The sequence below is a fragment of the Terriglobia bacterium genome, assembly GCA_020072565.1.
In the GTDB taxonomy this organism is placed as follows: domain Bacteria; phylum Acidobacteriota; class UBA6911; order UBA6911; family UBA6911; genus JAFNAG01.
Genome location: JAIQGI010000006.1, coordinates 1 through 24,272, shown reverse-complemented (window position 1 = coordinate 24,272; position 24,272 = coordinate 1). Strand labels below are relative to the sequence as shown.

The following is a 24,272-nucleotide window of genomic DNA, read 5'->3' as shown; positions in this document are numbered from 1 at the left end:
TGGGTTTGGGGCCTGTCAAGGAACTAGAGATCAGCGATTTCGATCCAGGGGAAGCGCCCGAAGTGTTTTCGATCATAGGTGGCAATCCGCGCCAGCCCCAGGTCCCTCATGTAAAAAACATGGTAGGCATCGATGTAATCGATGTTTTCGTGAACATACGCATCGAGCGCCTGGAGAATGCGCGCGCTGTCGTCGCATTCGAGGTTGGGAGTGTTCAAAATCTTCTCAACGGTTTCCGCAATTTGCGATTTAGGCAGGCCGTAGAATGATTCAAGGGTCCAAACCATTTCGGCAATCACGAGCGCACTGGTTCTCAGGGTGACGCGGCCGCTGACGGCATCGTGGAACAACCTGCCGGCCCGCGCGGCCCTGCCGGAGTCGTCATTCGTCAGATATCTCAGGAAGACATTGGTATCGACGAAAACGCTAGCCATTTCCGGCGATCCTCTTTGATACCTCGCGCCTGACCGATTTGCGGATGGCTTCGTAATCTTCCGGATGCGCCCGGGGCTTGACCGAACCTCTGAGATCCAGGATGCTGCCTCGAATTACCTTGAGCACTACTTCCTCGCCCCGAAGGACGAAAACCACCCTCTCTCCTTCCTTCACTCCAAGACGGTCTCTGATCGCCTTCGGAATTGTGATCTGACCTTTTCGCGTTACTGTCGATTCGAGCATTCTTACTCCCTGGTTACCGGTACTACCAATGACAATATAGCATTACTTGTGATGCTAGTCCATACCGGGGTCCGGCATTCCCTCCAAGTGGAGGTGTCAGGCCTGGAAAATGGACTCTTCTGCTCGCGATGGGCGCTCGCCTTTTTGCCAAATAGCAGACTTTCCAGACCTGGCACCGGCACGTGACCGGCTCGTCGAGGAAGCGCCGGAGGTGTGCCGCCGGCGTTGTGGGCGGGCGCGGTGGTCATGGAAGGAATTTGATCGGTTTGCTCCCCGCGGGCCCCATGTTATAAGGAAGGCATGACAAATCAAGTCGGGAGAAGTCAACCCTGCCCCTGTGGGAGCGGGCGCAAATATAAGAACTGCTGTTATCGCCGGGATGCGGAGGCCGCCGGCGGCCGCGCCCGGCTCTTTTCGGATCCCGAATGGCTGCTGATGCGCAAGACCGAGGGCGAGATTGTAGAGGCGGTCGCGCGGTTTCTCAAATCCCGATTTGGCGAGGACGCCATGGATCGCGCCCTGGACCAATTCACTGCCGGCAGCACGATCCCGGAAAAGCAACTGGTCGATTCGATCTTCATCCCGTGGCTCGTGTTCAATTGGCGTCCTGCGCCTCCCAGGCGACGGCTCGATTCGCGCCCGCCGGAGGCGGAATCGCCGGCGCTGGCCTTCCTCTCAGAGCACGGATCGCAGCTCGACGACTATCAAAAGTCGTTCATCCGCGCAGCCTGCGGCGAACCCTTCACGTTTTTCGTCGTTATCGCCGTCGAGCCGCGCCGCAGCCTCACGCTGCGCGACCTCCTGCTCGAGCGCGAGGTCACCGTCAAGGAACGGCAGGCGACGGAAACCCTCAAACGCGGCAACGTCATCTACGCGCGCAGCGTGTCGCTCGCGGGCCAGTCGATCCTCCTGGGCGTGGGACCCGTTCCGTTGCCGCCCGAGGCTCAAGGCTGGCTCCTTGATTTCCGGGAGGATTTGAAGAAGATCGCCGGCAAAAAGGGAGGGCTCGATCCGGCACACCTCCGGTCCGAGGACGATTCCCTGCGCTCCTTCTACTTCGAGGTTGCCGATCGGGTTTTGAACCCTCCGCCTCCGGTTCTCCAGAACACCGACGGCGATCCGCTCGTGATCATGCGGCTCAAGTATGAGCTGCTGTGCCCTCCCGAAGAGGCGGTGGAGAAACTGAAGTCGCTGGCCCTTCCGGAATGTCAGCAGGGAATCCTTGATGGCGCCGATTTCGACGGCTCGAGGCGTCTCGTCCAGGCCTCCATCACCTGGCAGAAGAGAGGAAATCGCATGCATCCCGAATGGGACAATACCTCGCTGGGAACGATCGGTATCCGGCGCGGTGTCCTGGAGATCGAGGTCAACTCCGAGAAACGGGCGAAAACAATCCGGCAGGAGATTCAGAATCGCCTGGGCGGCCAATGCAAGTTTGTGAGCGAGGAGCGCCAAAGCGCAGATGCCCTGCTTCACGCCCAAGAGGCCCATGGCAGAACTGTGAAGAGAGGCCGGCCGCGGCAGGATGAGGGCGAGCCCATGCCGCCGGAAGTTCGCGCTCTACTGGGAGAGAAGATGAAGGCTCACTGGGATGCATGGCTCGACATCCCCATCCCCGCACTCAGGGGCCAATCGCCGCGGGAGGCCACGCGCACACCGCAAGGCCGGGAAAGGCTGGAAGCGCTGCTGATGGAGTTTGAATACAGGAACGCATCCATCATCCAGCCCGAGCTGCGCCCCGATGTGGCCGAGCTCCGCAGGAAACTGGGCCTGCCGGCCTAGTTGATCGCCCCCGGCTGCTCCATTCCGCTCACGACTCCGCGCGCCAACCTGGAGGCGACTGCAGAAGCCGCCCGCCGGCCCCGATCCCGCCCCCGGAATTCATAGGTGATGCGGATATTACCTCAAGGTCGGAGTCGCACAACCCGATCAGCGCCGCTATCGTCTGTGCCTCCGAACGGCATCCAGCGATTCGAAGTATTTACCCTCATGCTCTTTGTTTTTGACGTACTTGATATGTGGCTTGAAGCCGCCTCTCACTTTTTGACCGGCATCTTGAAAATGCTGTCGTCCATGGGCGTGTCGATCTCGATCTTCTCGATGTCCATCTGCCCTAAGGAGCGGCCACCGACTTTCTGAGCGATGGAGTGAGCGAACATGATGCCGCCGACTTTCTTATAGTTGCTGGGGAAGCCCTCGACTTCAACATCCTGTCCCATCTGGGAGATCTTGCTCACTATCTTGATGGGCAGGAAAGTCCCGGTATCGAGGAAATAGGTCATGATGGGACCGCTCTTGAGAGTAACCTTGACCTTGTAGGCAGGCGAGCCATCGACATCTTCCTTGCCGAGCAGTTCGACGGTGTGGCCGGCTGCCTTGAGGCCGCTGAGCGAGCCGAGGGAGTTGTTCATGTCGGAAGTGGAGAGACTGGCGGTCGTCTTGTCGTCCATCTTCTGCGGCTCCGAGGAGCCCGTAAGCGGGTTGATCATCCAACCGGTGGTGCCGTCGTACGCCGAGACGACACTTTGCCCCTGGATGGTCATTTCTGTGCGCACGCAGCTGGGGCGCTTGGTCGACACGGTCATGAGCATTTCCTGACCGCTTACCGTCATCTTTGCAGTCATCTTGAGGGTCTGGACTTTGCTGATGGCTTCAGCGCCGCCGATCGCGTCCTCAGCTTTTTTGAGGACCTGGTCGAGCGTGAGATCCTGGGCCAACGCGGCGACACTCATGAGCGCCACAACTGCGATAGCGCTGAAAACGCGTCTGATCAACATGAATCCTCCCGATTCTGATAAGGGGTACCGATTATATGGTACGTGACTGCGCTCCCGTCGGTTGACGAGGATGCGCACAGATTTTGAATACCACACTGCCGGCGGACAAACCAGGATGGACTCCCTCAACGAATCGTTCCAGAAGCTCTTGCAGGAGAAAGCCAAAACGCTGCCTCCCGTGAAGATGCCGGCCAGGAAGAAATAGGTTCAATCCGGTTATTCATGAGTGATTGGCAAAAGTCGATCTCTGGACGCGTACAAGCACCGGGAACAGGAATGTCAACGCGTGTTGTTTCCCTGCGCGGCGCGAATTGAGCGGAGCCGGTCGTGCGCGCCCCGATTGATTCTTCGAGGCCACCCATCGTCGCGATGCCGGCTGAATTCACCGCTTCGGCTCATTCTGCGGAATTCGACAGAAGCTGGCCACAGGCAGCTTTCGGTCCTCGACGACTCTCTGGAACCGGGGATCCTCGCGGATGGTATCGAAGTCGGGCCAGTCCTTGTAATTGCAGCGGGGGGGCTGAGCCAAGGGGTCCATTTCGATGGCCTTGCGCATGAGGGCCTCCCCTTCGCCGCCGGGCTCCAACATCAGAAGAAGGCCTGAGTATTCGGCAAGAGCGGTGGAATCGGCGGGATCCAGTTCCACCGCGCGCCGCCGGGAAGCGAGCGCACCTCGGGGGTTGCGCTCCGCCCACTGCAGGCCGCCCTTGGCCAGATGGGCCCAGGAGTAGTTGGGGTCCAGAGCCATGGCCGTCTCCACTTCCTTCTGGATCCTCGGATAGTAATCCCAATAAGGGGCGAACCCCCACCCCGCGAGGGTTTGGAGTGCGTTGGCCAGCCCGGCATGGGCCTCTACGGACTGGGGATCCAGGGTGACGGCCTTTTCGAACAAGGCAATGGCACGACGGAAGGCATCCGGGTCTCCGCCGCTCTTGATGAGGGAAAAGCCCTGGAGCACCAGATCATAAGCTTCTGGCTTCACTTTCCGTCGCTGCGGCAGGCGGCCGGCATCCTCGGGGCCGAGGGCTGTATGAACCTGTGCCGCGATGGTTTGGGCGATCTCACTGTCAAGGGCGAGGACATCCTCCTCCTGGCGATCAAAGTTATCTCCCCACAGGTGTTCCTGCGTGGAAGCCCGAATGAGATGGGCCGTCACACGCACTCGGCCGCCTCCGCGCATCACCGACCCCTCGACAATCCCCTCGACGCCGAGCTGTCTGGCGATTTCCGGCAGGGCCTTGTCACTCTTTTTGAACCGCATGCTCGAGGTCCGTGCGATGACTTTGAGCGAGCGGATCCTTGCCAGCTCCGTGATCAACGCTTCTGTCATCCCGTCGGCGAAGTATTCCTGGGTTGAGTCGCCCGTCATGTTTGCCAGAGGAAGCACCGCGATCGATGACAGCGATTTCGCATCGACGGGCCGCCAGGGGCCGAGGCGCAGCACTCCGTAAGTCCCAGCCGACAGGAGCAGCAGCGACGCGCCGATCGCTGCGCGCCGCCACCGGAAGGGTTGAGCCGGAGCGCGCGCCGTGGCTTCCGCAGGTGTGCGCAGCGCCGCTTCGCCGCTGCCGTACTCCAGGTCCCGCTTCATGTTCCCCAGGTCGACCCGCAGATCGCGTGCCGACTGGTAACGCCGCTCCCGATCCTTCTCGAGGCACTTGCGCACGATGCGATCGAACTCTTCCGGCACCTCGTAATTGAACCGTGCGATCGCTGCCGGCTGGCTGTGCAGGATCCGGTCCGTGATCTCCGCTGCATTCTCCCCGCCGAATGGCCGGTTCCCGGTCGCCATCTCGTAGATCACCGCACCCAGGCTGAAAATATCCGACCGGCCGTCCACCTCGCGGCCCATCGCCTGCTCCGGACTCATGTACGGCACCGTCCCCAGCGCCGTTCCTTCCCGGGTCGCAAGTGTGGTTTCGGCGGCGGACGCCGCCTCCCGCTTTTCCATCCTCGCGAGGCCGAAGTCGAGCACCTTGACGTGCCCGCGCGGCGTGATCATGATGTTGCCGGGCTTGATGTCGCGGTGCGTGATCCCGCGCGCGTGGGCCTCTTCGAGCGCTCCCGCGGTTTGGAGCGCGATATCCACGATGTCACGCGCGGCGAGCGGGCGGCCCCCGATGTGCGCGCTCAGCGGCTGCCCTTCGATCAGCTCCATCGCGATGAAGGCGCGGCCTTCGGATTCACCGAATTCGTAAATGGTAGCCACATTCGGGTGGGAAAGCGCCGAGGCCGCCCGCGCCTCGCGCGCAAACCGGTGGCGCCGCTCCTGGTCCGAGGTCGCCTCCGGAGGCAGCACTTTGATCGCCACCTCGCGTCCCAGCCGCGTGTCGCGCGCCCGATAGACCTCTCCCATACCTCCCGCTGCAAGGGGGGACAGGATCTCATAAGGACCTAAACACGTGCCCGAAGCCAGTGTCACTGGAATAACCCGAGTATTGCCGCGCAGTATACCCTAAGGGCGCGGCATCGGGCTACCCCCTTTCGATTTCCGGATCAATCGATTCTTCCTTGAGCCAGACCGTGATCTGTTCGGGTGTGACGTTGGAAATGCCGTAGGTAGTTTGCTGGGGCGTCTCTGAACGCACGGTGAATTCCGTGGTGGTTTTGGGTTTGACTTCCATTTTTTTGGATATATCCCTGACCGGCCTGGAAGCTCGCTTAATCAACGTCTTTGCCAGACAGCTTTCGGTCCATTCCGGTCTTGGAACTTGCCCCAACCCGCGTTGTAAGATCCATCTGCGAAAATTTCGAGTAGGCGATTTTCACTGCTTTACGTTCTTGTATATGGTTGGGTGTAGTGTGTTTGCTCTGGGAAGGTCTGGCGGCTTTCCTGCTAGGCAACCGTCAGCGGGGATTTAGGAGGCGGCGCCGATCTAAGAATCGCAAGAGGGATCCGTTCAGCCTCGAAGATTGATTGAAAGGATTCATTCCTGAGAGCTTCGACGGCTCTGGCGGTGCGACTATCAAGAAATTAAGGGCGCGGCAAGATTGGAGGCCTCATGGAACCATCGCGTACCGTAACTCAGCCTATTAATGAAAGCGCCCCTTTTCGGCCCTTCAGGAGCAGATATTCTGTGGCGCTTCAATACATCGGGGCAGTCCTGGTTGTGGCTTTCGCGCTCCAACTCACGCTTCTCCTGCGACCCCTGATGGAGCAAAACGTTTTCCTCCTGTTTTTTGCGGCCGTCGTGGTGGTTGCTTGGCACGGGAGTCCGGGGCCTACCCTGTTGGCGGCGATATCATCGGCTCTCATCGTTAATTATTTCTTTTTTCACCGGACCCGTTTTCCAAACTTGGACTTGGCAGACCTGCCCCAGCTAGGCATCTTCATGATTGTATCGCTTGTGATCAGCTTGCTGAGCGCACGGCGCGGGCGGGCGGAGGGTGAACTGAGCAGCGCCCACAAAGAACTGGAAACGAAGATCCGAAAACGCACTGCAGAATTGGCCACAGCCAACGAGGCCATGCAATCTGAGATTGCCGAACGCAAGCGCTCTGAGGAGGCCCTGCGGGCCACCGAGGATCGATATCGGGAGTTGTTCAGGCAGATCAAGAGCGCGGTCGCCGTCTATGAGGCATGCGCGGATGGTGAAGATTTCGTCTTCAAGGATTTCAATCCGGCTGGGGAGCAAATCGAAAAGGTAAGAACTGATGATCTTATCGGGAAACGTGTCACGCAGGTTTTCCCCGGCATTCGGAAAATGGGATTGTTGGAGGTATTTCAGCGCGTGTGGAGGACCGGAATGCCTGAGCATCACCCGACTTCGATTTACGAAGATGGACATATTTCCGGGTGGAGGGAAAATTCCGTCTATAAGCTGCGGACAGGCGAAATTGTGGCTGTGTACGACGACGTCACCGAGCGCTGGCGGGCCGAAGAGGCCCTGCGGGAAAGTGAGGAACGATTCTCCGTGTTCATGGCTAATCTTCCTGCCGGCGCGTTCATCAAAGACGCGGCCGGGCGGATTTTGTTCGCCAACAGATATCTCCAAGAGTTGCTTGGCTTCCAGGATTGGGAGGGCCAAACCACGCTGGGACTGGTATCGGGAGAAGCGGGGCTCCGAATGACAGAGGATGACCGGCAAGCGCTCGAGCACGGCCCGGTGGTTGCCCAAGAAACAGTTGTGGATTGCCGCGGGATCAGCCGCACATTCGAAACCTACAAATTCCCGATCCGGATCGAAAGGAAGCCGGTTCTGCTGGCCGGAATTGCGGTGGACGTCACGGGGCGCACGCTGGCGGAGGAAGCGCAGCGGCAAGCGGAACAGAAGTATCGGAGCCTCTTTGAGCACGCTGTTGAGGGCATTTTTCAGAGCTCCCCGGAAGGGCGATTCTTTACAGTCAACCCTGCCCTGGCGCGGACCCTGGGCTATTCCTCTCCAGAGGAAGTCATATCCACCGTCCAGGATATTGCGCACCAACTCTATGTTGATCCTGAACGGCGGCGGGAGTATGCGCGTTTGCTCGAAGAACAGGGCTTCGTAATCGGATTTGAGTGTCAATCATACCGCAAGGACAAGAGCATTATCTGGGTTTCGTTTTCTACCCGAGCCATCCGCAGCCCTGAGGGCAAGGTGCTTCGTTATGAAGGTACGGTCGAAGACATCACAGAGCGCAAGCGTCTGGAAGCTCAGTTCAGGCAAGCACAAAAGATGGAGGCCATCGGGATTCTCGCGGGCGGTGTGGCCCATGACTTCAACAATCTGCTCACGGTGATCAATGGTTATACCGATTCCTTACTGAGCGAGGTTGCGAAAGACGATCCCAAGCGCGGCGACCTTGAGCAGATCAAGCAAGCCGGAGAGCGCGCCGTCTCCCTGACATCCCAGCTCCTAGCCTTCAGCCGCAGGCAGATACTCCAACCAAGGATTCTGGATTTAAATGATGCGGTTGCTGAGACGAGCTCGATCATTCGCCGGCTGATCGGCGAGGATGTCGACCTGAATGCCGTTGCCCGACCGGACCTGGGACTGGTTAAGGCCGATCCTGGACAAATTCAGCAGATCATCATGAATCTCGCCGTGAATGCTCGTGAGGCGATGCCCCAAGGGGGCCGACTAACCATTGAAACTGCCAACGCCGATCTCGACGAAGAGTATGTTCGTAGACGTGCCGTGGTGCCGGCGGGTCGATATGTAATGCTGGCGATCAGCGACAATGGGATTGGCATGGACGCGGAGACCCAGTCCCGTATATTTGAGCCCTTTTTTACCACCAAAGGACCGGGCAAAGGCACAGGCTTGGGTTTGTCCACCGTTTATGGAATCGTCAAGCAAAGCGGTGGTTTCATCTGGGTTTACAGCGAGCCGGGCAGTGGGACCACGTTCAAGATCTATCTCCCGCGCGTGGAGGGGAAAGCTATTACGCTCGCCGGCGATGAAAAAGCGCAGCCTGCTCTCCGCGGGATCGAAACAGTGCTCGTGGTTGAAGACGACTCGGCGGCGCGGACGTTGATCATGCGGGTTCTGCGCGAGCGAGGCTACACCGTGATTGAGGCGTCAGATAGCCGGGAAGCCTTGCGTATAGCTCAAGAGTATGCTCGGGAGATCCATCTGCTACTAACCGATGTCGTCATGCCAGAAACAAGTGGGAAAGCGTTGGCTTCTCAAATTGAGGCCGCCCGCCCAGGCATCAAGGTTCTCTTTGTTTCCGGATACACAAGCGACGCGATCGTCCATCATGGGGTATTGGACTCAAGCGTTGCCTTCCTCTCAAAACCCTTCAAAGCCGATGCTCTCGCGCGCAAGGTTCGGGAGGTGCTCGATTCAATCGCATAGTCTGCGGTGGAGGCCGTGATCACTTCATGACCGCTGCACTCCAGGGCCCTGCGCAACATCCCGATCATCCCTTAATAACCCGGAGTTCCCATATCCATGACGTTGCCTTCATAGCAGAGCACGTTCCCTCTGGAATCGCGAACCGCGCGCACCCTTCCTGATACCCAAATCGTGCTCCCGTCCTTACGGTACGCCTGCAGTTCGAAGTTTTTCGTGCCGCTTGGATTCTGGCATACTGGCGCGAGCTCCTGGCCGGGATTGAGATCGACCTTAAGCACTTGCACTACGTTTTTGGCCGCGGCAAGCAAATCTTCCACGGACTCGTAGCCCAGCATGCGGACGAGAGCCTGGTTTGCTTGAAGGAATTGCCCATCGACCCTGGCTTGGAACATGCCCGCCACGGCATCATAAAACTGCGACCGGAATCTCTTTTCCGCTTCCTGCAGGGTCCGGTCCGCTCGCCTGCGATTGGCCTGGTGCTGCGACAGAGCAATCTCAATCGTGGCACGCAGGTCCCTGGGCCTGAACGGCTTCACGATGTACCCGAAAGGCTCGGCGGTCTTGGCGCGCGCCAGAGTCTTGTCGTCCTCAGCAGCCGTGAGGAAGACCACCGGGATATCCAGGTTGAGGCGTATCTCCTTGGCCGCTTCTATGCCGTCCATAGCCCCTTTCAATCCTATGTCCATCAGAACCAAATCCGGCTTGTCTTCTCGGGAAGTCCGAATTGCATCTTCACCAGACCGTGCCGTGAAAGCAACTTCATAACCGAGATTGCTCAGGGTTTTCTCAGTGAGGTTTGCGATTGCCTCTTCATCTTCGACGAGCAAGATTCTATCTCTTGGCATCGTTCTCTCTTGAGATTTCAACGCGGCGACCGAGGTCACCCCGGGATCGCCTATCCCATCTATCGGCGAGAAAACGCAGATACTCCAGTCTGCATGCAAATTAAAGCGGGTCAGCGATGTTTAGGATTGGAGGCCGTCGGGCGTCTCGCAGGGGCGTGGCCCATGACCTCAACAATCTACTCGCGGTGGTCGCCGGCCACATTGAGGTACATAGAGAATCGGGGTGCGGAACTTCTTTCCAGATTCCTCTCTCCCGCGCAGACGAGCCCGCCCTGTCCTGACGGGCTGAGCTGGAATGATAACTTTGGTATCCATGATCGGGCGCCGATAAGAAACCTGGATCATAGCGGAGTGGAGGAGTATCGAACGAGGGAATCGAAGATGACGAAAGCAAAGATCCTGATTGTCGAGGACGATTCTGTCGTAGGAGTCTACATCCAGAAGTGCCTGGAAAAGGCAGGTTTTGTGGTGGTTGCGGTCGTCTCCAGCGCGGAGCAGGCGGTTGCGGCGGCGAGATCGGAGACTCCCGATCTGGCGCTGATGGATATCACCCTGCCAGGTGATATGGACGGCGTGGAGGCAGCCAGACAGATAAGGTTCCAGCTGAATATTCCGGTAGTCTATTTGACGGGCTCCGCGGATGAGAAAACACTGGAGCGGGCCAAGGTTGCGGAACCTCTCGGGTACCTCCTCAAGCCGTTCAACGAGCGAGAACTGCAGACAACAATAGAGAGTGCCCTCCACCAGTATCACGCTTCGACCATGAGAACGCAGGAAACCCTGCGACAGGCGGAAGAGAAATACCACGCCATGTTCGAAAACTTGCCTGTAGGCATCTACCGAACCACGCCTGCCGGCCAGATGCTGACTGCCAATCCCGCAATGGCTCACATCTTGGGCTACGAAACACCCGCGGAGTTGATCGCAGCGGCATCTGACGTGGGATCAAGCGTATATGCCAAACCCGAACATCGGAGAGAACTTCTAGGAGTGCTCGGCCAGTACGGCATTGTCAGGAACTTTGAAACAAGACTCCGCCGCAGAAGCGGCGATCAGATCTGGGTCAGTATCAGTGCGCGAGCGGTGAAGGATACGGATGGGAGAGATCTCTGCTACGAAGGCAGCATCCAGGATATCACCGAGCGCAAGCGGGCCGAGGACGCGCTCCGCGAGAGCGAAGCAAGGCTGACGTGTGTTGTCAACTCTGCTCAAGATGGGATCGTGATGATGGATGATGAGGGCTTGGTCACCCTATGGAGCCCTGCTGCGGAACGCATCACCGGATACACCGCTGAAGAGATTGTCGGAAGAAACCTCCATGACCTGATTGCCCCTGCGCGGCTGCGCGACAAACATCACTCCGCCCTTCAGTCGTGGCGGGAATCCGGACAGGGCAATGCCATAGGCCAGACGTCAGAAGTACCATGCCTCCGAAAGGACGGAGCGGAGATAATTACCGAACTATCTTTGTCTTCGGTAAGACTACGCGGGCGCTGGACCGCGGTCGGGATAATCAGGGACATCGCGGAGCGCAAGCGGGCGCAAAAAGAGCGTGACCGGATGGAAGTCATGCTGCGCCAGTCGCAGAAGCTCGAATCGGTCGGGCAACTGGCCGCGGGCATTGCGCACGAGATCAACACTCCCACCCAATACGTCGGCGACAACACCCGCTTTTTAAAGGATGCTTTTGGGGACCTGCAGAGCGCATTGCAGGCCTATTGGGGGTTGCTTGCCGCCTGCAAAGAGGGAAACGTGACCCCTGAGCTCGTCCAGGAGGTGGAGTCGGGAGTCCAAGCGGCGGACGTGGAATACCTTTCGGAGGAGATTCCCAAGGCCATCGGGCAAACCCTGGAGGGAGTCGACCGCGTCGCCACGATTGTGCGTGCCATGAAGGATTTTTCCCATCCCGGCACGAGAGAGAAAACGCCCACCAACATCCACAAGGCCATCGAGAGCACCCTCATTGTGTGCCGCCATGAGTACAAATACGTGGCCGAGGTGGTGACGGATTTCGATTCCTCGATGCCGCTGGTGCCGTGCTTTCCGGGTGACTTCAACCAGGTCATTCTAAATCTTGTCATCAATGCCGCCCATGCAATCGCAGACCGCCTCGGCTCCGAACCGCAGTCGAAGGGGAAGATTACAGTCAAGACGGTCCGAGATGGGAACGGTGCGGAGATCCGTGTCTCGGACACGGGCACGGGCATTCCCGAATCCGCGCGCCCCAGGATCTTCGATCCGTTTTTCACCACCAAGGAGGTGGGCAAAGGAACAGGACAGGGCTTGGCTATTTGCCATGCGGTTGTGGTCGGCAAGCACGGCGGCATGATCACTTTTGAAACCGAGATCGGCAAAGGGACGACATTCATCGTTCGTTTGCCACTCGATTGACGGGTAAGCAGCGCAAACCGGCATGAAAAAGAGCATCCTTTTCGTCGATGATGAACCGAATGTTCTCGAAGGATTGGGCCGGATGCTGCGCGTCATGCGAGCTGAGTGGGACATGCGTTTTGCGACCGGAGGGCCGGAGGCTCTGGAAATAATGGCCACAGTGCCGGTCGACCTCGTGGTCTCGGACATGCGTATGCCGGTCATGAACGGGCTCCAGTTTTTGACCGAGGTCAGGACGAAATATCCGAATGTGATCCGCGTGATTTTGTCGGGATATGCCGACCAGTTGCTGATCATGCGTTCGGTTGGCGTCACCCATCAGTACCTTTCGAAGCCTTGCGATGCGGAGATGCTCCGATCTACGATCGCCCGTGCTATTAACCTGCGGGCGCTGTTGGCCAATGAGAAGATCAGGCTTCTGGTCGGCCAGATGAGTACTCTGCCCAGTCTCCCCTCCCTCTATCTGGAGATCGTGCGGGAGTTGCAGTCTCCCGAGGCTTCGATTCGACGCGTCGGTGAAATCATTGCGAAGGACCTGGGAATGACAGCGAAGATTCTTCAGCTGGTGAACTCCGCCTTTTTTGGGATTCAGCGCCAGGTCTCCAATCCCATGGAGGCAGCCGCCTACCTCGGTTTGGATACCATCCAGTCCCTCGTGCTGTCGCTAAATGCGTTCTCCAAGTTTGATGGGTGCCGCACGCCGGGGTGCTCGATGGATTACATCTGGAGTCACAGCATGGCAACCGGCGCCCTTTCGAAACGGATCGCAGAGGGGGAGCATGCAAGCAAGGGCACAGTGAATGAGGCGTTCACCGCGGGTTTGCTCCACGATCTGGGAAAGCTGGTGCTCGCCTTTAACCGGCCCAGGCAATACGGCGAAGTGATCGCGCTTTCCGCGCAAGGCGGGGCTGGGCTGTGTGATGCGGAGAGAGAAGTTCTCGGTTCCACGCACGCCGAAGTAGGCGCATACATGCTGGGCCTCTGGGGCCTGCCTGATCCCATCATCGAAGCGATCGCCCTGCACCATCGCCCGGGCGACTGCGCCGAGAAAGTCTTTGGCACACTGTCCGCCGTGCATGCCGCGGATGCCTTGGCATTCGAACTTCAGGCCAGCCAGCCGCATACGGGAGCGGCCAAGCTCGACCTCGACTACATCGAAGCGATCGGCAAGACTGACAGGCTCGGTGACTGGCATCACTGGTGCCTGAATGCTTTGGCGCCAGGGGAAGGCGGATGAAAGACAAGATTCTGTGCGTCGACGACGATCAGAATATCCTTTTGGCCTATCAGCGCCAGCTGCGCAAGCAGTTCCAAATCGATACCGCCTTGGGCGGCGCGGAGGGACTCCAAGCGCTCGAGAATGACGGGCCGTTTGCGGTCGTGGTCTCCGATCTGCGCATGCCCGGCATGAATGGGATTGAGTTTCTAACCAAGGTCAAGGAGCGTTCCCCCGATACCGTGCGCATCATGCTTACGGGCAACGCCGATACACGCGCGGCGATCGAAGCCGTGAACGAAGGCAACATCTTCCGCTTTTTGACCAAACCATGTCTTCCCCAGGACCTCGCTCAGACGCTTCAAGCGGGCATCGACCGTTACCGGCTGATCTCAGCCGAGCGCGATCTGCTCCAGAACACCCTAAACGGGAGCATTCGAGTTCTGACCGAGATCCTCTCCATCGTCGATCCACAGTCGTTCGGCCGCGCCCGCATGCTGCGCGAATCAATGCGAATCCTTTCCGGCGCGCTCAAAATTGCCGACTCGTGGGAGCTCGAGCTGGCGGCCATGCTCTCTCAGATTGGACACGTCACGGTCCCGCCAGAGATCATCATCAAGGAAAAATCGGGGCAGCCTTTGTCTGACATCGAGAAGGAGATACTGTCGAACATACCTCAGATCGGTCACACTCTCCTGGCTCACATCCCGCGCTTGGAATCTGTGGCCAGGATTGTGCTCTACCAAAACAAACGCTTCGACGGGTCGGGCTTTCCGAAAGACACGGTAGGGGGGGCGCGTATCCCTCTGGGAGCGAGAATGCTGAAAGTACTCACAGACCTCGCCCAGGTTGAGACCGAGGGGATTGCCAGGGCCAAGGCCCTGGAGGTACAGAGAAAGCGCGAGGGGTGGTATGATCCTGCCATCCTCGATGCCGCGTTCCTGTGCTTCGCCTCGCCACCCAAGCTCAAACAGGCCGTGGAGCGCTCGGTCCATTCCATGGCGCTCAAAGACTTGAAGGTCGGCCAGATTCTGCTGTCGGATGTCGTAACCTGCAACGGCGCGCTCCTGATCACGGCGGGGAACTGGGTCTCGGAAACGATGCTCGAGCGCATCAAGAACTTCGCGAAGCTTAAAGGCGTCAAAGAACCAATCCAGGTCGAAGTCATCCGGGATGCGGAATCAGATTCCGACGTTCGCGCATCGAGGGAGGCTAAGTTATGAAACCGACGGTTATGCTGGTAGACGACGACGCTAACGTGCTGGCAGGCCTGTGCCGTGCGTTGCACAAGGAGCCATATGATATCGTGAAGGCAGGGTCTGCAGCCGAAGCACTTGAGATCCTGCGTGCCCGGCCGGTGGATGTCGTTGTTTCCGACGAAGAGATGCCCGCGATGTCCGGGACCGTATTCCTGCGTCAGGTGCGCGAAAAGTATCCGGACACCATCCGTTTCATCCTGACGGGAAGAGCCACGCTTGACAACGCTATCGCCGCCATTAACGACGGCGGTGTTACCCGGTTTTTCATCAAGCCATGTGACCACCTGGACCTGGCCGCTTCGATCCGCCAGGGCCTGCAACAGAGAGAACTGATGCTTGCCGCGCGCAGGTTGCTGCACAAGGTAAAACGGCAATCCGCGATGATTAAGCAGTTGGAAAGGGCGTACCCGAACATCACCAAAGTCAAGCGTGACGGCGACGGCGCCATTCTCCTCGAGGATTGGAATGGCGACATCAATCAGCTGATGCGTGACATCTGCAGCCATCTGGACCACGACTAACCTTCAGCATGACGTTAAGCGCCGTCACGCGCCCGGAGTTCACCTGGATATCCACGATCCGGGCTTCAAAGAAGCCCGGCATATCGGCCACCAACCGGTAGGTTCCCGGCGTCACGGCGATCTTGCCTGGTTTTCGCGACGCTCCCGCCTGCGGGAGGTCGCAACTCCAGCCCCGCCCCCGGCGGAGAAACGATCGAATCCGGACCGGTGAGGATTCCACAAGCGCTTGTTCCGCTGCCGGGTTCTGAGATACACTGCGACCCCGTGAAAAGATAACCACCGGATTGGTGATACCCCTGAGGAGTATCGGAGTGTTCCGCAGATTCGGTGGTTTGCTCCGCGTGATCGGGAGGAAATATGAAAGCAGTGGATCGCCGGGACTTTGCGAGACAGGCGTTCTCTGGGATCGCCGGCAGCGCCTTTCTGACTGCGGCTGCCAGGCATCGTCTCCTGGCTCAGGCAGGGTCCCAGATCTCAGACCTGTCGAGTCGTGAGGGCGGGGAACCGTATTGGGAGCTCGTCAGGAGCCAGTTCCCGCTGCTCCAGGGCCTTTATTATTTCAACAACGGGTCGCTCGGACCTTCCCCCTCTCTCGTGATCGATGCCACCGAAAAATTCCGGCGCACGCTGGACGGCTTCCCCTCCAAATACATGTGGGGCGGATGGAATTCAGACAAGGAGGGCGTGCGCGCCAAAGCTGCAGCGCTGCTCGGAGCCGCTCCCGACGAAATCGCCCTCATTCACAACACGACTGAAGGGATGAACGTCGTCGCGAGCAGTATCGATCTCAAGCCGGGGGACGAGGTGATCCTGGCTGACCATGAACATGCGAGCGGGACCGTCTGCTGGCAATACTGGCAGGAACCCAAAGGGGTGAAGCTGATCCGGCCGAAGCTCCCTATTTTGCCCGCCAGCCCCGCGGAGATTGTCGAGGTATACCGGCAAGCACTCAGCCCGCGCACCAGAGTGATATCGATGTGTCACGTGATCAATACCAACGGTATGATCCTGCCCGTGCGCGAGGTTTCCGAACTCGCCCACGCCCGCGGCATCCTGGTGGCCGTGGACGGCGCTCAGTCGGCGGGCATGTTCTGTTTTGACGTAAAACAGCTCGGCTGCGACTTTTACGCCGCCAGCGCCCACAAGTGGCTGTATGCTCCCAAGGGGGTCGGGATCTTCTATGCAAAGAGGGATGCCCAGAAATACATCCGCCCCCTGATCGTGGCCGCAGGGTGGGAAGACAAGTCCGTCAAGCGCTTCGAGAACTACAATACGAGGAATCTGCCGGAAGTGCTGGGACTCGGGACGGCGTTGGATTTTCGCAATCTCATCGACGCCGGGCGCATAGAAGGCCGCATACGAGAGCTCAAACAGTATTTCCGGGAACGCTTGTCGGGCAAACCCTACTACAAGTTCAAAACGCCCGCACCGGACAGCCTCTCCGCGGGCATCACTACGGTAGAGGTCGAAGGGTCCAAAGTGACCGAGTTAGGCCAGAAGCTTACCGCGCGCCAGATCGATTGCCGTGCGATGACCGAATTCGGGCTGAACGGGCTGCGCATCTCCCTGACCATTTACAATACGAAGTCAGATGTAGACCACCTTGTCCAATCTCTCGAGGAGCTCAGGATATAAGTCGAACACACGCCTTGGAGACAACTGAGGTTGTCCGTCAAGGTCTCCATTGCCTTTAGGCAGCTTGTTTTGTCAGTTCGGCCTGGACCGCCCAGGCCGGCTTGGTTCTCCTCAGTGAAGCGGCGGCCTGCTGCCGCCTTGTGGCTGAGCAATACCGGGCTCTTTCTCTTCAGGCATGACCGTGTCTTTTGGAGGTGCTTCATGACGTCCCGATCGTCCTGCTTTAAAATGCAAACCGCCCTGATCATTCTACTGCTGGCTGTGCCGCTCTGGGCTCAGTCACTGAAGACACCCGCCGAGGAATCGGGCTGGAGTCGCTACACGCAGTATGAGGATGTTTCCCGTTTTCTTCAGGCCGTCGACACGGCCTCCAGGGAGACTGTCGTCCAGATTGTCGGCAAGACTCTCGAGGCGAAGGAACTCCGCTCCGCCAACCTCTACCTGTGCATCATTACCGAGGAAGGCATTGACAATCCCAAGGCCCTGAATCGCAACAAGCCGACGGTCATGATTGTGGCTTCGCAGCACGGCAACGAACAATCGGCCAAAGAAGCGGCGCTGATGCTCATACGCGACCTGGCCGTGGGCGAGCGCAAGCCGCTGTTGAAGCAACTCAACTTCCTCTTCATTGCACAGGCAAATCCCTACGGCAACTTCGTCAACCGGCGCGAAAACGAGCAGGGCCTGGACCTCAATCGCGATCATGTGAAGCTCGAGTCGCCCGAGACCCGGGCGATCCACATGGTGTTTCGCGCGTGGATGCCCGAAGTGACGCTCGACCTCCATGAAAAAGGGGATGACTACTACCGGGTATCAACAGGGTGCGTTTCGAATCTGAACATCAATCCCGGCCTCGAGCGCTATTCGAGAGAAAAGATCTTTCCGGCGATCGAAAAGAAGGTGGCCGCGGACGGCTTCACCTGGCATGAGTACCTGGTCTCGGAAACGGTGGGCAGCAACCAGGCCGCGGGCGCGCCTGACCGTCCGGCGCAGGGCCAGCCGCGCGAGATTCAGATGAGGCCGAGCACCACGGACCTGAATGACGGCAGGAACAGTCTCGGCATCTATGACAGCCTCTCGTTTATTCAGGAGTGTTCCTCGCGCCGTGACACGCAGACTTTGCAGGAGAGGTCGCGCTGGCAGTATTCCGGAATAACCGGCCTGCTCGAAGCAGTGGCGGGCGACAGTAAAAAGGTGCTTTCGCTGGTGCGCGGCAGCCGTGCGGATCTGGCTCGGAGAGCAGGCAAGCCTTCGCCCGACAATGCCGTACATCTCAAGATGGACTATGTCCGCGATCCCAAGGAGCCCGAGCTTGCGCTGAAAGCCTTTGCGCGTGCGGCCGGGGCGCGCGGGAATCCTGCTCAAAATCCCACCGTCGAAACGCAGGTGGTGAAAAACTGGCTTCCCAAGGTCGAGTCCCGGCTGGCAGTGCCTCGGCCGCTCGGCTACATCATTCCGGCGGAACACCAGGATGTAGTCAAGACGTTGCTGGATCACGGGATCAGCGTCGGCGTCTTCAGCAAGAGCACGGCTGTCACCGCTCAGACCTATCAGATCAGGGAGATCGTTCCGGCTAAGGTGGATTACGTGGCCCCGGAGAGAATCGATGTTGAAGTAAAGCCCGGCAAAGTCACGACACAGAAGGGCGATTTCTATGTCTCTGTTGAGCAGCCTGCCGCCAATCTCATTTCGTGCCTGCTCGAGCCGCAGTCCGAATATGGCCTGATCCGCTACCAGATGTACAAGCTCGTGCCGCAAAAAGGTTCCTCTTTCCCATTCGTTCGGGTCGTCAACGGCAAGCCGGCAGTAGTGCCGTACGGTGCGCCGGCGGCCAAACGATAGCAAAGAGGATCGCCAGGAACTCGAGACACGGTCCCCTGACGAGAGAACACCTGCGGGGCGGCAAAAGTTCTTGGACGCCGACAAGATCAAAACTGTCGGCGTCCAGAGATCTATTCTTGCCATTCACTCATGAATAATACGGATTAAGCCTTGCCCTGCACATGGTCTGCAAATGTTCAATGGGGAGAATAACTATGGGATTAATATGACGCTGAGTTTATTGAACCCTCCTGCAGACAGGCGACTCTATGTATATACGTGGTTCCATAACAGTGCGACGGCGGTGACCTGTATTCTCTGATCGTCACCGTGATCGCGATCTTTTCAGGCAGAAAGCATGGTGGAGGGTGCCTTGTATGAACAAGCGTTGGATCCTGTCCCTGGTTTTCTTTTCGATGATCTGCTGTGTGCTTCCCGCCCAGGAGAAGGGAAAGGTGGGATTAAACATAGGATTCCCGACCTATGGAATGACCTGGAATTTAACCGAACGATTTGCCCTCAGACCTGAAATTACATTTTCAAGGTCAACTGCAAACTCAAGAGCACTAGCGGTCCCTCCTTCCGTCGCTCCTTCACCCCTCGAATCAAAGTCATACTCGATCTCAGGGGGTATCAGCGGGCTTCTCTACATGCATAAATGGGAAGATCTGAGCGTCTACGTCAGCCCTCGCTATCTGTACTCGTGGTCGAAGTCTCAGTCTAATCAGACAACCGGAACTATTCTCAGTGACGCCAAGAGCCCCTTCCATAGCATTTCCGGCGCTCTCGGAGCTCAATACACCCTTAACAAGAGATTCGGCCTGTTCGGCGAAGCCGGGTTGGGATATGGCTGGGGACATAGTTCCTCCAACTCTTCCTCCGCTTCTTTTTCTGTACGGAGTGAGTCACATAGCCTAAGCCCCAGGGGCAGCGTTGGATTGATCTTATACCTGAAATAGTGAGACGAACTGATAATGGTCTCGAAGTAACGGGGGCCCACCGCATTCAGATCGACGTACTTCTGGTCATCGGGCTGCCACTGGTATCCTTCGGCAGTGAAGTCCTGGTTCCAGCGGGTACCGCTGAGCGGCGTGATGAACGCCAGGCTCAGCGACTGCACGCCCGGGAGTGTTTCCACGCCGGCGCGCAGCCGCTCATAAAAATCGCGCAGCCGCTGGCCTTTGTACCCGTTCCGGCTCGGGTCCACAAACACGATCACCGTGTGATCACTGCGGAACCCGGAATCGATCGCGCGCAGATTGCCGAGGCTGCGAATGAAGAGGCCAGCCCCGATCAGCAACATCAGTGAGAGCGCGACCTGTGCGACGACCAGCGCATTACGCAACGTCAGCCGTGAAGGGCCCGTCGAGCCCGGCACTTCGTCCTTAAGCATGGGAACCAGGTCGGGGCGGGTGCAGCGCAATGCGGGGGCGATGCCGGATAAGACACCCGTAATCAGAGAAACCGTGAAGGTGAATCCCAGGAGCCGGAGGTCCGGCGACACGTTCAGGACAACTTGATTTGACCCCAGCTGAGGAACGAATCCGAGCAGCAGGCGCACGCCGAAATAGGAAAACAGCAGTCCGGCCGCGCCACCCAGCAATGCGATGATAATGCTCTCGATGAGCAGTTGGCCCGTCAGACGCGACCGGGTTGCTCCAATCGCTAACCGGACAGCCATTTCGCGTTGCCGGGTCGCTCCGCGTGCCAGCATCAGGTTGGCCACATTGGCACAGGCAATGAGCAAGACCAGGCCGACCACAGCCATCAGGACGAGCAACGGCCTTTCCAGCCGGTTCCGCACAAAAGAGTATCCACGTGCAGCGGGCTTCAGCACGATCGGTTTCGCTTGCTGGACACGTGAATTCGGCGCGTCGCGTCGTTCTGCCGCCTCCTGTTGGCGATAAACGCCGTACAGCTCGGTTTCCGCCTGCTGGATGGTCGCTCCGGGTTTCAACCGGCCCACCGCCTGCATCCACCAGTAGTGCCGATTGTTCCAGCGCGTAAACGGATCCCCCGTCACTTCACTCCGCATCATGAGAGGAATGAAAAGATTCGGAGAGGCGGTTACATCCGTGCCCCGGAACCCTCGGCGTGCAACACCGACGATAGTAAACGGGAAACCATTCAGCAGCAGCTTGCGGCCGACCACGCCCGCATCGGCATTGAACCGGCTCCGCCAATATTCAAAGCTGAGGACCACATAGGGAGAAGCGCCCGGCTTGCGATCATCCTCGGCATCGAACAGCCGGCCGACGGCAGGCCGGACGCCGAGCACGCCGAAGTAGTTTCCGGAAACGGTGAGCGAATACGCGAGCTCGGTGTTATCGCCCGAGCCTCCGTTGCCCGCCTGCATTCCCAGCGGCTGCACTCCGGTGCTGTACGCCGCCAGACCACTGAAACTGTGGTTGTGATCGCGAAACGCCGTGTAATCCGGATAGTTCCATGAGGTATTCGTACCGGTCGTCACCAGGTACAGTTCCTGCGGCGACCTGACGGGCAGCCACTTCAGCAGCACCGTATCGACCAGGGAGAAAATCGCCGTGTTCGCTCCAATCCCCAGCGCCAGCGACAAAACCGCTATCGTCGAGATGCCCGGCGTCTTCCAGATCATGCGCAGCGCATAGCGAAACTCCGCCGCGCGGTTATCGATCCATACCGGCAGGTTCACCTGGCCTCCTCATTTAGGACGTTAGACGTTCCTGGAAGCCAAATAGTCGGCCGCCTCGATTATTTTTCGTGGAGAGGATATTTGTTTTGGCGGGGGACCACACCTTTATGAAATCTGATGAGTTTGTCCCACTGTGTGTCTGCCGGAAAATCGAGTCCAAAACCCGGGTCGGAATAGAGATCCTGATATGCAAGATTCGGGGGCAACGGGAAATAGATGGAAAGCCCGTGGCTCCCCGAATTTGCCGGACCATGACCCTCTGCAAGAACACAAGCGTTCAGACTCTCCTGAGCCTTCCGGATCAGCGTTTTTATTTCGGCTCGGGTTTCCAGCGCACCGTACTTCTCGAGAAAATCGTACAAATCGATGCTGAAGTAGTCGTTGTAGTTCTGGACAGAACTCCAGATGGCATCGATCCGGTCATTCATTGCCAGAGGTTGAGCCAGGAGCGCCGTGCTGAGCGCGTTCAGGTCCGCGACCAATTGGCTTATCGCCCTGGTGTCAATCGCGCTCATGGTGTAACTGCCTCCGATGCCGGTTCCAAATCTTGATTGAATGGCGGGCATGTTTTTGACGATGGAGTCCACAATGCTGCGGCCGAGCTCTTTATTGCCGATTACCGGATCCGCTTCCAGTGTGCTGCGGATGAACTGAATCGTGCCAAACCAGATGTAGGCGCTCAGGTCTTCGCTGCCGACGTATACGTCCGTCCAATCCCGGAGCTCATAAACGGACTCCAGCTCGCCCATCAGACAGGGTGCGGTAAATAGAGCCAGATCCACGCCCCCGGCCCGGCTGATGGCGCGCTGCATTTCATCCATGCTCAGGATGTCGCTGCTGCTCTGATCGATGCAACAGCCTTGCCAGCCTTGACCATGGTCATAGAATGCCAGGACGTACCGTTCCGCAGGAAAGTCTGTCTTCGCCTTCATGATGAAGTCATACAGAGTGTTTGAATCCCCCATGTTCTTTTCATCGGGAGGGTCGATCACGGCCAAGGATCGGTTCGGATTGACATAGTAAAGGGTTGTGGGTCTGTCCGCGGTCCCCTCGAGGATGAGCACATCCAGATTGGGTCCCGAGTAGGCTTCCAGAGAAAAATCTCTGGTGGGAACGTAGGCGTTGGGGAATTTCGCATCGTCGTAGAAGAGAAGGGCCCAGCTCCTCAGCTTCGACGGACCTGCCAGTGCTTGTCCTCCGAAGAAGAGATGCCGGTCCTGCGCCTGGGTGCCGATGACATAAAGCGGCATGGGAACCGACTGACTGGTCTCTATCGAAAGCATGTCGAAGTCCCACGGGTTGAGGCCGAGCATCCTTTCCGGCAAGGCCGCATATTTCTGCCGGGGGCCGATCAGGACCTCGGCATTTGTCAGTTCCACTCCATCCCTATAGGCTCGGATGAGCGCGTTCGTGGACGATCCCGCGGGGTTCTGAATGGCGATCCCGAACCAGTCAAACCAACTCCTCATGGGATTGGGCAGGAACCATTTCCGGCTCGTGTCCCCATTCGCGAAGAACTCGCAGGAGGATTCAGACTCTCGATAGCGATAACTGAGTCTCACGGACAGTGCGCCTCTGCCGGTGATCAGGGCGGAACCGCTCCCAGGCAGCCGGCCATCCCGGCCGGTCGAAAAAGTGACTGAAGCTTTCGGCGGCATCTTTTGGGAGATGGTGTTGATCTCAGTCCCGGAGTCGTCATATTGGTGCAGACTGAAGGTGGCCGGGTCTGCTCCGAAATTGTAAATGACCACCTGGGTGCTCCAGAGATCTCCGCCGATATGCGGCACGAAGAACCGTCTTTCGCCTGCCGCGCCGCCGACCCGGTCGCCGGCGAGGAAAAGATGCCGGCTTTGATCCGGCACCCCCGAGATCCCGAGAGGGGCCGGAATCGGTTTGTCCGATGTAACGAAAACGGCGTCCACCTCGCGCGACTCGAGGTTCCACAACTCCGCGCTCAATGCCAGTCGCTTCCGATTGGGTTTGAGAGGGAAGGAGGCGCTCTTCACTTCGACGCCGTCCTTGAAAGCGGTCATGGAGATTGAAGCCGTCTGCTTGCCGAGGTTAGCCACCACGACGCCGAACCATGAAAACAAATCTCCTCGTGAATTCGGGACCAACCATTGAGTGCCGTCGGCGTCGGGGTCCACGAAAAGCTCGCACAGCGATTGGCTGTATCCATACTGATAGCTCAGTTTAACCCGGATCTTATCCTCGTCGGTGCTGACGGCGGCTACGCCCCCGGCAAGCAGATCCTCTTGCGTCAGGGCAAGATGTCCGTGAGCCACTACTGTCCAGAGGGTTTCCGGGCCCTTGATGCCGGCGTCATTCCACTGCCGGAGCGTCGCGGTTGCCGCGCGGTCTCCCTCGTTGTAGAGCGTGATGGAGGTGATCCATCCGTCCCCGGCTATATGCGGGATTTGAAAGACGTGGTAAGCCGCCAATGGAGGGGAGATCCACAACCAGGCTCCTAATAGCAATCCCGTTCGTCTCATCACTAAGTAAGATGTTGGGTATGGACAATCAGTTCAAAACAAACAAAATATCAACGCAGTCTCCCATGCACCGGGGGTGCACCCAGGTGCATGAAAATGTTATTGTGCCCCGTAAGGCTTGCGATGGACGAAGGTCGTATTCTCTGTGATGCTTTCGAGCTCGAAACGCAGTCTGACCTGGTCGCC

Annotated in this window: 16 protein-coding genes; 8 read left to right on the top strand and 8 right to left on the bottom strand. The window is 58.3% G+C overall.

Translation table 11 applies throughout. The features are described 5' to 3' along the window. Positions 1-23: 23 nt before the first annotated feature. Positions 24-434 carry a type II toxin-antitoxin system VapC family toxin gene (locus LAP85_04885; GenBank protein MBZ5495715.1) on the bottom strand — a complete coding sequence of 137 codons (411 nt, stop codon included), beginning with the start codon at positions 432-434 and terminating at the stop codon, positions 24-26. Beyond that, entirely contained in the window at positions 427-678 is a 252-nt protein-coding gene (locus LAP85_04880) for a type II toxin-antitoxin system PrlF family antitoxin (GenBank protein MBZ5495714.1), read from the bottom strand. Before LAP85_04880 ends, LAP85_04885 begins: the two co-directional genes overlap by 8 nt. A gap of 300 nt (positions 679-978) precedes the next feature. On the opposite strand from LAP85_04880, the gene LAP85_04875 reads away from it, so the two are divergent. Continuing rightward, complete coding sequence (locus LAP85_04875) at positions 979-2,460, top strand: SEC-C domain-containing protein (GenBank protein MBZ5495713.1); 1,482 nt, start codon at positions 979-981, stop codon at positions 2,458-2,460. A gap of 254 nt (positions 2,461-2,714) precedes the next feature. Here the strand turns inward: LAP85_04875 and LAP85_04870 are convergent, their stop codons facing one another. From LAP85_04870 to LAP85_04860, 3 genes are all read right to left on the bottom strand, one after another. After that, positions 2,715-3,455 carry an outer membrane lipoprotein-sorting protein gene (locus tag LAP85_04870; protein MBZ5495712.1) on the bottom strand — a complete coding sequence of 247 codons (741 nt, stop codon included), beginning with the start codon at positions 3,453-3,455 and terminating at the stop codon, positions 2,715-2,717. Positions 3,456-3,837: 382 nt separating this feature from the next. Beyond that, positions 3,838-5,811, bottom strand: coding sequence for a protein kinase (locus LAP85_04865; GenBank protein ID MBZ5495711.1), 1,974 nt, complete (start codon positions 5,809-5,811; stop codon positions 3,838-3,840). Between the two features lie 118 nt (positions 5,812-5,929). Further along, on the bottom strand, positions 5,930-6,079 hold the full coding sequence (locus LAP85_04860) for a hypothetical protein (GenBank protein ID MBZ5495710.1): 150 nt from the start codon (positions 6,077-6,079) through the stop codon (positions 5,930-5,932). 453 nt (positions 6,080-6,532) lie between these two features. Between LAP85_04860 and LAP85_04855 the strand changes: the two genes are divergently transcribed. Beyond that, positions 6,533-9,235 (top strand): PAS domain S-box protein, encoded by a 2,703-nt coding sequence (locus tag LAP85_04855; protein MBZ5495709.1) that lies wholly within the window; start codon positions 6,533-6,535, stop codon positions 9,233-9,235. A gap of 71 nt (positions 9,236-9,306) precedes the next feature. Here the strand turns inward: LAP85_04855 and LAP85_04850 are convergent, their stop codons facing one another. Beyond that, positions 9,307-10,080, bottom strand: coding sequence for a response regulator (locus tag LAP85_04850; protein MBZ5495708.1), 774 nt, complete (start codon positions 10,078-10,080; stop codon positions 9,307-9,309). Between the two features lie 381 nt (positions 10,081-10,461). Here LAP85_04850 and LAP85_04845 point away from each other — a divergent pair, with 381 nt between their 5' ends. From LAP85_04845 to LAP85_04820, 6 genes are all read left to right on the top strand, one after another. After that, on the top strand, positions 10,462-12,471 hold the full coding sequence (locus tag LAP85_04845; protein MBZ5495707.1) for a PAS domain S-box protein: 2,010 nt from the start codon (positions 10,462-10,464) through the stop codon (positions 12,469-12,471). 22 nt (positions 12,472-12,493) lie between these two features. Then, entirely contained in the window at positions 12,494-13,708 is a 1,215-nt protein-coding gene (locus LAP85_04840; GenBank protein ID MBZ5495706.1) for an HDOD domain-containing protein, read from the top strand. Then, positions 13,705-14,910, top strand: coding sequence for a response regulator (locus LAP85_04835; protein ID MBZ5495705.1), 1,206 nt, complete (start codon positions 13,705-13,707; stop codon positions 14,908-14,910). Before LAP85_04840 ends, LAP85_04835 begins: the two co-directional genes overlap by 4 nt. Continuing rightward, positions 14,907-15,467: a response regulator gene (locus LAP85_04830; protein MBZ5495704.1), complete on the top strand. Its 561-nt coding sequence runs from the start codon at positions 14,907-14,909 to the stop codon at positions 15,465-15,467. Before LAP85_04835 ends, LAP85_04830 begins: the two co-directional genes overlap by 4 nt. A 357-nt stretch (positions 15,468-15,824) precedes the next feature. Next, a complete protein-coding gene (locus LAP85_04825) occupies positions 15,825-17,102 on the top strand; it encodes an aminotransferase class V-fold PLP-dependent enzyme (GenBank protein ID MBZ5495703.1) in 1,278 nt (425 codons plus the stop codon). 201 nt (positions 17,103-17,303) lie between these two features. Beyond that, complete coding sequence (locus tag LAP85_04820; protein ID MBZ5495702.1) at positions 17,304-18,944, top strand: DUF2817 domain-containing protein; 1,641 nt, start codon at positions 17,304-17,306, stop codon at positions 18,942-18,944. Positions 18,945-19,716: 772 nt separating this feature from the next. Here the strand turns inward: LAP85_04820 and LAP85_04815 are convergent. Then, positions 19,717-21,594, bottom strand: a complete 1,878-nt coding sequence (locus LAP85_04815) for an ABC transporter permease (GenBank protein MBZ5495701.1) — start codon at positions 21,592-21,594, stop codon at positions 19,717-19,719. A gap of 59 nt (positions 21,595-21,653) precedes the next feature. Continuing rightward, on the bottom strand, positions 21,654-24,053 hold the full coding sequence (locus LAP85_04810) for a hypothetical protein (GenBank protein MBZ5495700.1): 2,400 nt from the start codon (positions 24,051-24,053) through the stop codon (positions 21,654-21,656). Between the last annotated feature and the right edge of the window lie 219 nt (positions 24,054-24,272).